The organism is Amycolatopsis sp. lyj-90 (genome assembly GCF_046549035.1).
Lineage (GTDB): Bacteria > Actinomycetota > Actinomycetes > Mycobacteriales > Pseudonocardiaceae > Amycolatopsis.
This window is the reverse complement of record NZ_JAJPWP010000016.1, coordinates 52,761-67,138: the sequence shown is the minus strand read 5'-3', so window position 1 is coordinate 67,138 and position 14,378 is coordinate 52,761. Positions and strand designations below refer to the sequence as shown.

Annotated in this window: 11 protein-coding genes; 6 read left to right on the top strand and 5 right to left on the bottom strand. The window is 69.4% G+C overall.

Annotated elements, in window-relative coordinates:
* The 4 genes from ACLJPX_RS41970 to ACLJPX_RS41955 form a co-directional block, all read right to left on the bottom strand.
* Entirely contained in the window at positions 1-570 is a 570-nt protein-coding gene (locus ACLJPX_RS41970; protein ID WP_410605737.1) for an FKBP-type peptidyl-prolyl cis-trans isomerase, read from the bottom strand.
* Positions 571-580: 10 nt separating this feature from the next.
* Complete coding sequence (locus ACLJPX_RS41965) at positions 581-2,836, bottom strand: HelD family protein (RefSeq protein ID WP_410605736.1); 2,256 nt, start codon at positions 2,834-2,836, stop codon at positions 581-583.
* Between the two features lie 70 nt (positions 2,837-2,906).
* A complete protein-coding gene (locus tag ACLJPX_RS41960) occupies positions 2,907-4,082 on the bottom strand; it encodes an MFS transporter (protein WP_410605735.1) in 1,176 nt (391 codons plus the stop codon).
* Between the two features lie 147 nt (positions 4,083-4,229).
* Positions 4,230-5,210, bottom strand: a complete 981-nt coding sequence (locus tag ACLJPX_RS41955) for a heme o synthase (RefSeq protein ID WP_410605734.1) — start codon at positions 5,208-5,210, stop codon at positions 4,230-4,232.
* A gap of 300 nt (positions 5,211-5,510) precedes the next feature.
* Here ACLJPX_RS41955 and tkt point away from each other — a divergent pair, with 300 nt between their 5' ends.
* The 6 genes from tkt to pgl are packed head-to-tail and all read left to right on the top strand — an operon-like array spanning position 5,511 to position 13,664.
* Positions 5,511-7,613 carry a transketolase gene (gene tkt, locus ACLJPX_RS41950; protein WP_410605733.1) on the top strand — a complete coding sequence of 701 codons (2,103 nt, stop codon included), beginning with the start codon at positions 5,511-5,513 and terminating at the stop codon, positions 7,611-7,613.
* 10 nt (positions 7,614-7,623) lie between these two features.
* Complete coding sequence (gene tal, locus ACLJPX_RS41945; RefSeq protein WP_101606783.1) at positions 7,624-8,736, top strand: transaldolase; 1,113 nt, start codon at positions 7,624-7,626, stop codon at positions 8,734-8,736.
* Positions 8,737-8,744: 8 nt separating this feature from the next.
* A complete protein-coding gene (locus ACLJPX_RS41940; RefSeq protein ID WP_410605732.1) occupies positions 8,745-10,382 on the top strand; it encodes a glucose-6-phosphate isomerase in 1,638 nt (545 codons plus the stop codon).
* Complete coding sequence (gene zwf, locus ACLJPX_RS41935) at positions 10,379-11,908, top strand: glucose-6-phosphate dehydrogenase (protein WP_410605731.1); 1,530 nt, start codon at positions 10,379-10,381, stop codon at positions 11,906-11,908. The genes ACLJPX_RS41940 and zwf overlap by 4 nt, the downstream gene beginning before the upstream one ends.
* Positions 11,905-12,912 carry a glucose-6-phosphate dehydrogenase assembly protein OpcA gene (gene opcA / locus ACLJPX_RS41930; protein WP_410605730.1) on the top strand — a complete coding sequence of 336 codons (1,008 nt, stop codon included), beginning with the start codon at positions 11,905-11,907 and terminating at the stop codon, positions 12,910-12,912. Before zwf ends, opcA begins: the two co-directional genes overlap by 4 nt.
* Positions 12,909-13,664, top strand: a complete 756-nt coding sequence (pgl, locus tag ACLJPX_RS41925; protein WP_410605729.1) for a 6-phosphogluconolactonase — start codon at positions 12,909-12,911, stop codon at positions 13,662-13,664. The genes opcA and pgl overlap by 4 nt, the downstream gene beginning before the upstream one ends.
* 75 nt (positions 13,665-13,739) lie before the next feature.
* Here pgl and ACLJPX_RS41920 read toward each other — a convergent pair whose 3' ends face one another.
* Positions 13,740-14,261, bottom strand: a complete 522-nt coding sequence (locus ACLJPX_RS41920) for a hypothetical protein (protein ID WP_410605728.1) — start codon at positions 14,259-14,261, stop codon at positions 13,740-13,742.
* Positions 14,262-14,378: the final 117 nt, after the last annotated feature.

Below are 14,378 nucleotides of genomic sequence, written 5' to 3'. Positions count from 1 at the left end.
TCAGCCCTTGTCGGCCGGGACGCTCACCGCGTCGGTGACGAACACCAGGGTCTCGTTCGGCGCGATGCCGCGGCCGCCCTCGCCGTAACCGAGGTCCGGCGGGATGATCAGCAGCCGCCGCGCGCCCTGCTTGATCCCCTCGAGACCCTGGTCCCAGCCCTTGATGACCATGCCGGCGCCGAGCGTCAGGTCGAACGGCTCGCCGCGGTCGAAGGAGCTGTCCAGCTTCTGCTTGTTGGACCAGGTGACCAGCGAATAGTTCATCTTCAGCTGCTGACCCGACTTGGCGCCCTCACCGGTGCCGGGCTCGAGGTCCTTGGTGATGAGCTTCTTCGGCGGGTCGCAGTCGTCCGGGATGGTGATGGTCGGCGCCTCCCCGAACTTTCCGGTGGTCTTGACGTCCTCCGCCGTGCATTCCTTGCCCTTCGGAGCGGCCGGGGCCGACGTCGAAGCCGACGCGGGGGCCGCACCGGAGGACTGGGCCGAACCTGCGGTGTTCTGTTTCTCGCCACAGGCCGCCAGGGCGAGCACGCCCGCGCCGATGACCACGATCTTGCCGAATGTGCGCATGCGGCCGACCTTAGCCAAGACCCTCCAGCGCCGGAACAAGGTCACCGGTCTGCACTACGCCCATCCGACGGGTCGCCCTGGTCAGGGCCACATAAAGATCGTTGAGCCCGCGCGGGGACCCGGCGACGACCTCGTCCGGGGCGACCAGCACCACCGAATCGAACTCGAGGCCCTTCGCCCGCTCGACCGGCATCACCGACACCCGGTCACCCGTCTCGTCCAGCGCCTCGGAGAGCGAAGCGATCAGTGACGCCGGGCACAGTACGGCGACCGTCCCACCGTCCACAGCGGACAGTTCGGCGTCGACGATCCGCGGCAGCTCCGCGGCGAGATCCGCCGGCTTCACCGAACGCAGCCAAGGCTCGAAACCCGTCTCCCGCACCGAAACCGGCGCTTCCAGCTCCGGGTTGACGTCGGCGAGCACCCGCGACGCGACGGCCATGATTTCCGCCGGGGTCCGGTAGTTCACGGTCAGCTCTTCGAGCCGCCAGCGATCGGCGACGTACGGGGACAGCACCTCGCCCCACGTCCGTGCTCCCCCGGCCGCCCCGGTCTGGGCGACGTCGCCGACGAGCGTCATCGACCGGTTCGGCGACCGGCGCATCAGCAGCCGCCAGTCCATCGCGGTCAGTTCCTGCGCCTCGTCGACGATCACGTGCCCGAAGGTCCAGGTCCGGTCCTGGGCCGCCCGTTGCGCCGCGGTCATCTCGCTGCGGCGATGCTGGCGTTCGGCGAACAGCTCGGCGTCGAGGACGTCGCCCACCCGCAGCAGTTCCTCGTCGATGATCTCCTCGTCCTGTTCGAGGATGTCGAGCACGCCTTCCGCGTAGGCGCGGTCTTCCCGCTCGCGGCGAGCCCGCTCGGCACGGAGGTCCGTGTCGTCCTCGCCGAGCAACTCGGCGAGTTCGTCGAGCAGCGGGACGTCGGCCGGGCTCCACTTCGCGTCCGTCGGGCTGTAGAGATGCTCACGATCGGTGTCCGACAAGGCTTTCCCGGCCGCGCTCCGCAACCGTTCGCGGTCGGCGAACAGCTCGTCGAGCACGATCTCGGGGGTCAGCTTGGGCCACAGTCCGTTGATCGCGGCGGCCACGTTCTTGTCCGCGGAGACCTCGGCGCGGATGTCCTGGACGTCCCGCGCGTCGAGCAGGTCCTCCCCCAGTTTGCGGGCGGCCTGGCGGGTCAGCGCGTCGAGGAGGTCCGAAACGAAGATCCGCCGGGCGAGGTTGTGCGGGCGGCGCGACCGGCGGGCCCGCGTCCGCGCCTCGGTGCAGGTCTTGCGGTCGAGCATGAGGATCTCGCGCTCGAATTCGATCTCCAGCACCGGTTCGGGCACGCGCTGGCGATCGCGGACCGCAGTGGCGAGCACATCGGCCATCACCGGGCGGCCCTTGATCTCGGCGGCCTCGCGGGTGACCGGTCCGGTGGCGTCCAGGCCCGGGTACAGCTGCCCGATCGTGGCCAGGAGCACTCCGGTCTCCCCCAGCGACGGCAGCACCTGCCCGATGTAGCGGAGGAACGTGCTGTTCGGCCCGACCACCAGCACGCCGCGCGTGGTGAGCTGCTGCCGGTGCGTGTACAGCAGGTACGCCGCGCGGTGCAGCGCGACCGCGGTCTTGCCGGTGCCCGGACCGCCCTGGACGACCAGGACGCCGTTCGGCGACGCGCGGATGATGCGGTCCTGCTCGGCCTGGATGGTGGCGACGATGTCGCTCATCTCTCCGGTGCGACGCCGTTCGAGCGCGGCCAGCAGCGCGGCCTCCCCCGCGAGCCCGAGGTCCTGCCCCTGGTCCGCGGCGGAGAGATCGAGGATCTCGTCGTCGACGCCGACGACCTTCCGGCTCAGCGACCGGATGTGACGACGGCGGCGGACGCCTTCGGGCGAGGCGGCGGTGGCGAGGTAGAAGGGCCGCGCGACCGGTGCGCGCCAGTCGACGAGCAGCGGGCGGTAGTCGTCGTCCTCGTCGAACAGCCCGAGCCGCCCGATGTAGGTGGTCTCCTCCGCGTGCCCGGGCAGGAAGTCGAGACGGCCGAAGCACAGTCCCTGCTCGACGGAACCCAGCTGGGAGAGCCTGTCGGTGTACAGCGTCGTGGCGACGTCGCGTTCGGTGCGCGCCTGCGGGGTGCCGCCGGTCTGGCGCAGCGTCTGGTCGAGCCTGCGCTGCGCGTCGGCGCGTTCGGCGTCGAGCTTGCGGTAAAGGGTGGTGACGTACTCCTGCTCGAGCGCGACGTCCTGCTCGAGCGCGTCGAGTTCCCGGTCCGGGGACACGGACAAAAGCAGCCTGCTTTCGAGAGGTGGGACAGGGGCCGAAAGGGTTACAACGGCGCCCGCCATCATCTCATTCCCGCGTGCGCACGCGGACCAGGAGGAAGGCGGCCAGGGAAAGACCGGTGGCGACGCTCGCCCACACGAGGTTCTCGTGCAGCAGGACGGCGAAGGTGGCCGCGACACCCGCGATGGACTGCGCGACGAAACCGCACAGCGCGACGGCGTAGGCGCCGTGTCCTGGCACCTCGCTCACCGCGACGGCCATGCTGCTCGGGAAGAGCGCGGCCTGGCCGAAGGTGGTCCCGCAGTACAACGCGACGAACGTCACGAGCGCGGCCGTGAGCGGGATACCGGGGATCAGCCACAAGGCGATCGTCAGCGCGCCCGCACCGGTCATGACCAGCGCGCCCGCCCGCATCAGCCAGGACGAGCCCTTGCCGCCCGCCAGCCGGTTCACCAGCAACGCGCCGCCGAAGTAGGCCAGCCCGAACAGGAGGCCCAGGCCACCGTACTGGTCCGCACTCAGGCCGAAGTGCTGCTGGAAGACGAACGGGGCGACCTCCTGGAGGAGCACGATCGTCGCGAAGCCGAGTCCGGCCGCGATCGTCGGCAGCAGGAACGCCGGAACGGTGAGGATCCTGAGGTAGATCCGGATCACGCCGGACTTTTCCTCACCGCCCCGGGCGAGCGGAATCATCAGGGTGCCGATGACGCAGATCACCCCGGCCGCCGTCAGCACGGCGAACCCGGCCTGCCACCCGCCGATCAGCCCGCCGAGGAACTGCCCGCCGCCGAGCGCGGTGACGAACGCGATGGACAGCACCGAAAGCCGTTTGGCGAGCGCGTCGCCGCCGCCGAGGTCCCGGACCGCGATGCGGGCGATGATGGCCGCGCCGCCGGCGCCGATCCCTTGCAGAGCCCGCAGAATCAGCAGCCAGGCGGGCGCGGTGTTGACGATCAGCGCCGCGCTGGAGACGACGAACAGGCCCAGCGCCGCGAGCATCGCCGGACGCCGTCCCAGGCGGTCGGCCACCCAGCCCCACAGCACCACCGGCGCCGCGGCTCCGATGACGAACAGCGACACCGAGAGCGCCGCGAAGCTGCGCGACACCGCGAAGTCGTGCTCGATCGCCGGGAGGGAGGGCAGGTAGATCGTCGTCGCCATCTGGGCCGTGAAGACGACCAGGCAGGCGACAGCCATGGTCCGGCGCACGCCCTGGACCGTGACCTCGGTTGTGGTTGTCACTTCACCGGAACGTACCGACGGGTAACCCAGCGCGTCGCGGCGTGCCACCCCTTGGGACACGCCCCCAAATGCAAGTCGTCCTCTGGTTGCGGTAGTTGAGCGTGCAACTACCGCAACCAGAGGACGACTTGCGGGACGAGAGAGACGTCAGAAGGGCAGGCCGATGGTCGGGAGGCCGATGGCCGAGTCGACGGCCAGCGCGACGAACACGATCATCAGGTACGTGTTCGACCGGTGGAACAGCGACATCGGCTTGGTCTCCTCGCCGCGCCGCACCGCCGCGTTCAGGCTGTGCGCGTAGAAGAGGAACCAGCCGCCCGCCAGGATCGCGAACGTCGTGTAGATCCAGCTCGTCACCGGGACCAGCAGCAGCGTCCAGGCGACCATCACCCACGAGTAGATGACGATCTGCCGCGCCACGTGCTGCGGGGTGGCGACCACCGGCAGCATCGGCACGCCGGCGCGCTCGTAGTCGTCGCGGTACTTCATGCCCAGCGCCCAGGTGTGCGGCGGGGTCCAGAAGAAGATGACGCCGAACATCACGAACGCGGGCCACTCGACGGTGCCGGTGACGGCGGCCCAGCCGATGACGACCGGCATGCAGCCCGCGGCACCGCCCCAGACCACGTTCTGTGACGTACGCCGCTTCAGCACCAGCGTGTAGACGAAGATGTAGAACAGGATCGTCGCGATCGCGAGGATCGCCGAGAGCAGGTTCACCGTGAAATAGAGCACCACGGCGGACAGCACGCCGAGTACGAGACCGAAGATCAGCGCGCCGCGGCGGGGTACCGATTCCTTCACCAGCGGACGGCGCTTGGTGCGGTTCATCACCTTGTCGATGTCCGCGTCGATGACGCAGTTCAAGGCGTTCGCGCTACCGGCGGCCATGGTGCCGCCCACGAGCGTCGCGAGTACCAGCCAAGGCGACGGGATTTCCCGGCCTGCCAGGAACATCGCGGGAATCGTGGTGACGAGGAGGAGCTCGATCACCCTGGGCTTCGCGAGGGCGGCGTACGCGCCGACGACCTGGCGGATTGTTCGCCGGCCACCGTGCGGTCGTTCACCGGTCGGATGTACGGCGCTGGTGCTGTCACTGCGTCCGTGCGCAGCGTTCACCAACGACATTTCACTCCCTGCGTCAGTTTTCGGGCCGGGGCCCACCAGGCTTCCGGGTGATGTGGCGGGCCCCGGATCCCTGCGTTCTGAACCCTTCCTCGATGTTAGACGTGCTGTTTCCAGAGGGTGATCGCGGGTCCTCGACCGGCCGAACCATTAGGCTGGCCGCGGTAGGTCGCGGCGTGCCTCTGCGAACGGCCCGGAGCAGGAATATCGTCCCTTCCGGATCGATTGAGATTAGTAGCGGTACACGTGGGTTACCCACGAGGGAAGAGAAGCCACAACCTGATGACGGGGAGTTCGAGTTCAGTGTCCGAAACCGCCTCTACCAGCGAGAAGAACCCACTCCTCCGGCGCAACGTGCCCGCCGACTGGACCGACCTCGACACGCGGGCCGTCGACACCGTTCGGGTGCTCGCCGCGGACGCGGTCGAGAACTGCGGCAGCGGTCACCCCGGCACCGCGATGAGCCTCGCGCCGCTCGCCTACACGCTGTTCCAGCGGACGCTGCGTCATGACCCGGCGGACCCCGAGTGGCCCGCCCGCGACCGCTTCATCCTCTCCGCGGGGCACTCGAGCCTCACCCTCTACATCCAGCTGTACCTCGCCGGGTTCGGCCTGGAGCTGGAAGACCTGAAGCAGCTCCGCAAGTGGAACTCGAAGACCCCCGGTCACCCGGAGTACCGCCACACCAAGGGCATCGAGACCACCACCGGCCCGCTCGGCCAGGGTCTCGCCAACGGCGTCGGCATGGCGATGGCCGCCCGCCGCGAGCGCGGCCTGCTGGACCCGGAGCCCGCCGTCGGCGAGAGCATCTTCGACCACTACGTCTACGTGGTCGCCTCCGACGGTGACATCGAAGAGGGCGTCACCGCCGAGGCCTCGTCGATCGCCGGCCGCCAGGAACTCGGCAACCTGATCGTCTTCTGGGACGACAACGAGATCTCGATCGAGGACGACACCAAGATCGCGCTGTCCGAGGACGTCGTGAAGCGCTACGAGGCCTACGGGTGGCACACCCAGGTCGTCGAGGGTGGCGAGGACGTCGTCGCGATCGAAGAGGCCATCAAGGCCGCGAAGGCGGAGACCGAGCGCCCGTCGTTCATCGCGCTGAAGACCGTCATCGGGTACCCGGCGCCGAAGAAGATGGGCACCGGCAAGGCCCACGGCGCCGCGCTCGGTGCCGAAGAGGTCGCCGCGGTGAAGAAGATCCTCGGCTTCGACCCGGAGCGGAACTTCCAGGTCGACGACGAGGTCATCGCGCACACCCGCCAGGCCGTCGACCGCGGCAAGACCGCGCGCGCCGAGTGGCAGGAGAAGTTCGAGGCGTGGGGCGCCGCCAACCCGGAGCGCAAGAAGATCGCGGACCGGATGGCCACCCGCACGCTGCCCGACGGCTTCGCCGACAACCTGCCGAAGTGGGAGCCGGACGCCAAGGGCATCGCGACCCGCAAGGCCTCCGGTGAGGTGCTCAACGCGCTCGCCGACCCGCTCCCCGAGCTGTGGGGCGGTTCCGCGGACCTCGCGGAGAGCAACAACACCACCATGAAGGGGGCCGACTCGTTCGGCCCGGAGAAGGCTTCCACCGACATGTGGAAGACCAGCCCGTACGGCCGGACGCTGCACTTCGGCATCCGTGAGCACGCGATGGGCTCGATCCTCAACGGCATCGCGCTGCACGGCGGCACCCGCCCCTACGGCGCGACGTTCCTGATCTTCTCCGACTACATGCGCCCGCCCGTGCGGCTGGCCGCGCTGATGAAGGCGCCGGTCACCTACGTGTGGACGCACGACTCGATCGGCCTCGGCGAGGACGGACCGACCCACCAGCCGATCGAGCAGCTCTCCTCGCTGCGCGCGATCCCCGGCCTCAACGTCGTCCGCCCGGCGGACGCCAACGAGACCGCCTACGCGTGGAAGGCCGTCCTGGAGGACGTCCACCACCCGTCGGGCCTCGCGCTCACCCGGCAGAACGTGCCGGTCCTGGAGGGCACCAGCGCCGAAGGCGTCAAGCGGGGCGGCTACGTCCTCGCCGAAGCGTCCGACGGCAAGCCCCAGGTCGTGCTGATCGCGACCGGCTCCGAGGTCCAGCTGGCCGTCGAGGCTCGCAAGACCCTCGAAGCCGACGGCATCACGGCGAGCGTCGTCTCGATGCCGTGTGTCGAGTGGTTCGACGCGCAGGACCAGTCCTACAAGGACTCGGTGCTGCCGCCGTCGGTCAAGGCACGCGTCTCCGTCGAAGCCGGTATCGCCCTTTCGTGGCACCGCTTCACCGGTGACGCCGGGGAAAACGTCTCGATCGAGCACTTCGGTGCCTCGGCCGACGCCGGCACTCTGTTCCGCGAGTTCGGTTTCACCGCGGAAGCCGTCGTCGACGCCGCCCGTCGCTCGATCGCCAACACCAAGAACTGAAGGGGAAAGCATGAGCAACGACAAACTCGCTCAGCTGTCCGAGGCAGGGGTGTCGATCTGGCTCGACGACCTGTCCCGTGAGCGCCTGAACACCGGCAACCTCGCCGGCCTGATCCGCGACAAGCACGTCGTGGGCGTGACGACCAACCCGACGATCTTCGCCAACGCGATGTCCAAGGGCGAGGCGTACGACGAGCAGACCCGCGAGCTGGCAGCCCGCGGCGCCGACGTCGAAGCCACCATCCGCGAGCTGACCACCACCGACGTGCGCAACGCCGCGGACCTGTTCCGCGACGTCTACACCGCCACGAACGGGGTCGACGGCCGGGTGTCCATCGAGGTGGACCCGCGGCTGGCCAAGGACTCCGACAAGACGGTGGCCGAGGCGCAGGACCTGTGGAAGACCGTGGACCGGCCGAACGTGCTGATCAAGATCCCGGCCACCGAAGAGGGTCTTCCGGCCATCACCAAGACCCTGGCCGAGGGCATCAGCGTCAACGTCACGCTGATCTTCTCGGTCGAGCGGTACCGGGCGGTCATCGAGGCCTACTTCGCCGGTCTTGAGCAGGCGAAGGCCAACGGCCACGACCTCAAGGGCATTCACTCGGTCGCGTCGTTCTTCGTGTCCCGTGTGGACACCGAGATCGACAAGCGGCTCGACGCCATCGGCACCGACGAGGCCAAGGCGCTGCGCGGTGAAGCCGCCATCGCCAACGCGCGACTCGCCTACGCGGCGTTCGAAGAGCTCTCCGCCACGGACCGCTGGAAGAAGCTCGCCGAGGCGGGCGCGAACGCGCAGCGTCCGCTGTGGGCCTCCACCGGCGTGAAGGACCCCGAGTACTCCGACACCCGCTACGTGGACCAGCTCGTCGTCAAGGACACGGTCAACACGATGCCGGAGAAGACCCTCGACGCCGCGGCGGACCACGCCGACGTCACCGGCGACACGGTGACCGGCAAGGGCGCCGACGCGCAGGCCGTCTTCGACAAGCTGAGCGCGATCGGCATCGACATCACCGACGTGTTCCTGACCCTCGAGAACGAGGGCGTCGAGAAGTTCGAGAAGTCCTGGACCGAACTTCTCGAGACCGTCACCGGGCAGCTGGAAAAGGCAAAGGACTGATCCCGACCATGGCAGGGGAAACGACCGGCGTCGAAATCGTCGACGCCGCCCTGGCCGGCGAGGCCGCTCCGTTCGCGGAGCGGCTCGTCGCCGACCAGGTCGCATCGAAATTGGCGTCCCAGGACGCCACACTGTGGGGTCCCGAAGCCGAGTCCGAAGCGTCGATCCGTCTCTCGTGGACGACGCTGCACAAGTCCTCGCGGCCGTTGATCGGCGAGATCGAGGCACTGCGGACCGACCTGCGCTCGGAGGGCGTCGACCGCGTCGTCCTCGCCGGCATGGGCGGTTCGTCGCTGGCACCTGAAGTGATCACCGCGACGGACGGCGTCGCGCTGACCGTCCTCGACACCACCGACCCGGGTCAGGTCGCCGACGCGCTCGCCGGTGACCTGGAGCGGACGGTCATCGTCGTGTCGTCGAAGTCCGGCGGCACCGTCGAGACCGACAGCCACCGGCGGATCTTCGCGAAGGCCTTCGTCGACGCGGGCATCGACGCGGCCCGGCGGATCGTGGTCGTCACCGACCCGGGTTCGCCGTTCGCGGAACTGTCCGAAAAGGAGGGGTACCGCAAGGTCTTCCTCGCCGACCCGAACGTCGGCGGCCGCTACTCGGCGCTGACCGCGTTCGGGCTCGTCCCGGCCGGGCTCGCCGGCGCGGACGTCGCCCGCCTGCTCGACCAGGCCGCTTCGGTGGCGGACACGCTGGCAGCCGACTCCGCGGACAATCCCGCGGTCAAGCTGGCGGCGGCCTGGGTCGCGGCGCACGAAAAGAAGGGTGCCGAGAAGCTCGTCATCGCCACAGTGCCTTCAAAAGAGGGTGGCTCCGTACTCAAGGGCTTCGCCGACTGGGCGGAGCAGCTGATCGCCGAGTCCACCGGCAAGCAGGGCACCGGTCTCCTTCCGGTCGCCGTCGAAGGTCCGGACTCCCCCGGGTTCGCCGACGCCAAGGACGACGCCACCCCGGTGGCCGTCGGTCGGGCCGAAGGCACCGCGAAGATCTCCGTGACCGGCTCACTCGGCGCGCAGTTCCTGTTGTGGGAGTTCGCCACCGCGCTCGCCGGACGGCTGCTCGGGATCAACCCGTTCGACCAGCCCGACGTCGAGGCCGCCAAGAAGGCCGCGCGGTCGCTGCTCGACAACCCGGACAAGCTCAAGGGCGGCGAAGAGCCGTCCACTGTGGACGGCGCGGTCGAGGTGTTCGGCTCGGCAGGCGTTGCCACGGAAGGGAAGCTCGCGGACATTCTGCGGGCTTTCTTCGATTCCGCACCGGAAACCGGCTACATCGCGGTGCAGGCGTACCTCGACCGTCTCGACGACGCGTCGACATCGCTCCTGCGCGGCGAGATCGCCAAGCGGACCGGTCGCCAGACCACCTTCGGGTGGGGGCCGCGGTTCCTGCACTCCACCGGGCAGTACCACAAGGGCGGACACCAGAACGGGGTCTTCCTGCAGATCACCGGCGCCGTCGAGCAGGATCTCGACGTGCCGGACCGGCCGTACACGCTCGGCGTCCTGCAGCACGCGCAGGCGCTCGGCGACGGCCAGGTGCTCGCGGAGCACGGTCGCCCGGTGCTGCGCCTGCACCTCACCGACCGGGCCGCCGGCCTGGCCGAACTGGTCCGCGCGGTACAGGAGGCAGGCGAGTGACCCGAGCCTGGAGCAACCCGCTGCGCGACCCGCGCGACAAGCGGCTGCCGCGGATCGCCGGGCCGTCCAGCCTGGTGATCTTCGGCGTGACCGGTGACCTCGCCCGCAAGAAGCTGATGCCGGCGATCTACGACCTCGCCCACCGCGGGCTGCTGCCCGCCGGGTTCTCGCTGGTCGGTTTCGCCCGCCGGGACTGGGAACACCAGGACTTCGGCGAGCTCGTGCACGACTCGGTCAAGGAGCACGCGCGGACGCCGTTCAAGGAGTCGGTGTGGAACCGGCTCGCCGAAGGCATCCGTTTCGTGCAGGGCACTTTCGACGACGACGACGCCTTCGACAGGCTCGCGCAGACGGTCAAGGACCTCGACGCCGAGCGCGGCACCGGTGGCAACACCGCGTTCTACCTGTCGATCCCGCCGAGCGCGTTCCCGGTGGTGACCAAGCAGCTCGCCCGTTCCGGCCTCGCCGACGCGAGTGAGGAGACCTGGCGCCGTGTGGTCATCGAGAAGCCGTTCGGCCGCGACCTCAAGAGCGCCAAGGAGCTCAACGAGATCGTGAACGACGTCTTCCCCGAGGAGTCGGTGTTCCGCATCGACCACTACCTCGGCAAGGAGACCGTGCAGAACCTGCTGGCGCTGCGCTTCGCGAACCAGCTGTTCGAGCCGATCTGGAACGCCAACTACGTCGACCACGTGCAGATCACCATGGCCGAGGACATCGGTCTCGGCGGCCGCGCGGGGTACTACGACGGCATCGGCGCCGCGCGCGACGTCATCCAGAACCACCTGCTGCAGCTCCTCGCGCTGACCGCGATGGAGGAGCCGGTCTCGTTCGCTCCGCGTGCTCTGCGCGCGGAGAAGGTCAAGGTGCTCTCGGCGACGAAGCCGCTGGGCCCGCTCGACGAGACCACCGCCCGCGGGCAGTACGCGGGCGGCTGGCAGGGCGGCATGAAGGTGCCGGGCCTGCTGCAGGAAGACGGCTTCGCGAAGGACTCGACCACCGAGACCTACGCCGCGGTGACGCTGGAGGTGCAGAACCGCCGCTGGGCGGGCGTGCCGTTCTACCTGCGCACCGGCAAGCGGCTGGGCCGCCGGGTCACCGAGATCGCCGTGGTGTTCAAGCGGGCACCGCATCTGCCGTTCGACTCGACCTCGACCGAGGAACTGGGCCAGAACGCGCTGGTGATCCGGGTGCAGCCCGACGAGGGCATCACGCTGCGGTTCGGGTCGAAGGTGCCGGGGACCACGATGGAGGTCCGCGACGTCACCATGGACTTCGGCTACGGGCACGCGTTCACCGAGTCCTCGCCGGAGGCCTACGAGCGGCTCATCCTGGACGTGCTGCTCGGTGAACCGTCGCTGTTCCCGGTGAACGAAGAGGTCGAGCTGTCCTGGGAGATCCTGGACCCGATCCTCGACCACTGGGCCAAGAAGGGCGCGCCCGAGGCGTACCCGCCCGGTTCGTGGGGACCGCCGTCAGCGGACGAAATGCTGGAACGTACCGGCCGGAACTGGAGGCGTCCGTGATCATCGACCTGCCGTCGACCACGACGTCGCAGCTGAACAAGAAACTCGTCGAGATCCGCGAGCAGGGCGGGCAGGTGGCACTCGGCCGGGTGCTGACGCTGGTCATAGTGGCCGACGACGACGACCGGCTCGAAGAAGCGATCGAAGCCGCCAACGAGGCCAGCCGGGAGCACCCCTCGCGGGTGATCGTGGTGGCCAAGGGCGCGCGGACCGCGGCACCGCGCATCGACGGCCAGATCCGGGTCGGCGGCGACGCCGGCGCGAGCGAGGTCATCGTCCTGCGGCTCTACGGTCCGCTCGCCTCGCAGGGGCAGAGCGCGGTCGTGCCGCTGCTGCTGCCGGACGCGCCGATCGTCACCTGGTGGCCCGGCACCGGCCCGAAGGCTCCGGCCAAGGACCCGCTCGGTGAGCTGGCCCAGCGCCGGATCACCGACTCCGCCGCGGAAAAGTCGCCCATAAGAGCACTCACCACCCGGGCGAAGTCCTATGTGGAGGGTGACACCGATCTGGCGTGGACCAGGCTGACCAGCTGGCGCGCCCAGCTGGTGTCCGCTTTGGACCTTCCGCCGCACGAGAAGATCACCGGCGCGACCGTGACCGGCGAGGCCGACTCGCCGTCGACCGAACTGCTCGCGGGCTGGCTGGCCGAGTACCTCAAGGTGCCGGTGAAGCGGGTCAAGAGCACCGGCGCCGCGGGCATCATCTCGGTGACGCTGGACCGGCGTTCCGGCCCGGTGGAACTGCACCGGCCGGACGGGCGGGTCGGCACGCTGACCCAGCCGGGCCAGCCGACGCGGCGGATCGCCCTGCAGCGGCGGGACAACAAGGACTGCCTGATCGAGGAGCTGCGGCGGCTCGACCCGGACGAGGTCTACGAGGCTTCGCTGAACGGGCTCTCCAAGATCTCGTCGGGCACCGCGGTCAAGGCCGCTCCGGCGAAGAAGGCGTCTCCGGCCGCTTCCAAGAAGAAGGCCCCTGTCGCCGCGAAGAAGAGCGCCTCATGAGCAAGACCGAGGTCGTCGTCTACCGGAACCCGGACCTCCTGGCCGCCGCCGCGGCGGCCAGGCTGGTCACCCGGATCGTGGACGTCCAGGCCGCCAAGGGCTCCGCTTCGGTGGTGCTCACCGGCGGCGGCACCGGGATCGCGATCCTGCGGGAACTGCGCGACTCCAGCGCCCGTGACGCCATCGACTGGTCGCGTCTCGACCTCTACTGGGGCGACGAACGTTTCGTCCCGGCGGACTCGGACGAGCGCAACGAGAAGCAGGCCCGAGAGGCCCTGCTCGACCACGTCCCGCTCGACCCGAAGCGGGTGCACGCCATGGCACCCTCCGACGGCGAGTTCGGCGACGACGTAGATGCCGCAGCCGCGGCCTACGCGGAGGTCCTGGCGGCCAACGACGCGGCTTTCGACATCATGCTGCTGGGCCTCGGCGGGGAGGGGCACACCGCCTCGATCTTCCCTGAAAGCCCCGCGGTGCACGAGAAGGAGCGTTCGGTCGTCGCGGTCCGCGACTGCCCGAAGCCGCCGCCGACCCGGATCTCGCTGACCCTGCCCGCGATCCGTCGCGCGCAGGACATCTGGCTGGTCACCGGCGGCGACGCCAAGGCGGACGCCGTCGCACAGGCGCTGGCCGGTGCGGGCGAGGTCCAGATCCCGGTGGCGGGAGCACGCGGCAGCCGTCGCACGCTCTGGCTGCTGGACCGGGGCTCCGCCTCGAAGCTGACGAAGGTCTATCAAACGCCTGCGGGCTGACCTTCTCTTTGCGCGTGAAGGCCCCCTTCCCCCCTCGAGAAGGGGGTCTTCACGCGCACCGCCCACGATGACCGCTCAGGGTTGCGCCGGTTTCAACGGCCATCGCGAGACCTCCTTGCCGTTGTTGCTCAGGACGAGCTCGGAGGCGGTGAGCTCGTAACGGAAGCCCTGGTTCCGCGCGACGAATCCGGTTCCGGTGGACGTCGCGGGAAGACTGATGTGCGTTTTGGAGGTGGCTTCGGCCCCTCTGACCAGACCGTCGTAGTGGTACTGGCCGTCCGTGCCCTGGCACACCGTGACCACGAACCTGTCCGCGTTGTGCCGCGCGACCAGCACGGCCCCGCCACCGCCGCCGGGCAGCCATTTGGCCACCGCCGCCGGACAGGACTTCTTGCCCGGCCCGTCCGCCACCACGGCAGGCGCCGCCACGTTGTCCGGAGCGGACGCCGGGACGGGAGTCTTCGTCACCTCGGTCAGGTCGTCCCAGTAGGTCAGGAGCAGGAAGCCTCCGGCGCCCAGGAACAGCCCGATGAGAGCAAGGCGGACGATGCGTCCCGACGGCGGCCGGATCAGGGGAAGCCGTTTCGGTTCCTCCACAACTAGGTCAGCCCTCGGTGAAGGCGCAGGGGTCAACGTGATCGTCGCTCGTTCGAACGCGGTCTGCCGCCGCAACTCCGGAAGAACACCCGGCCGGCTTCCGGCCGGTTGTCGGCA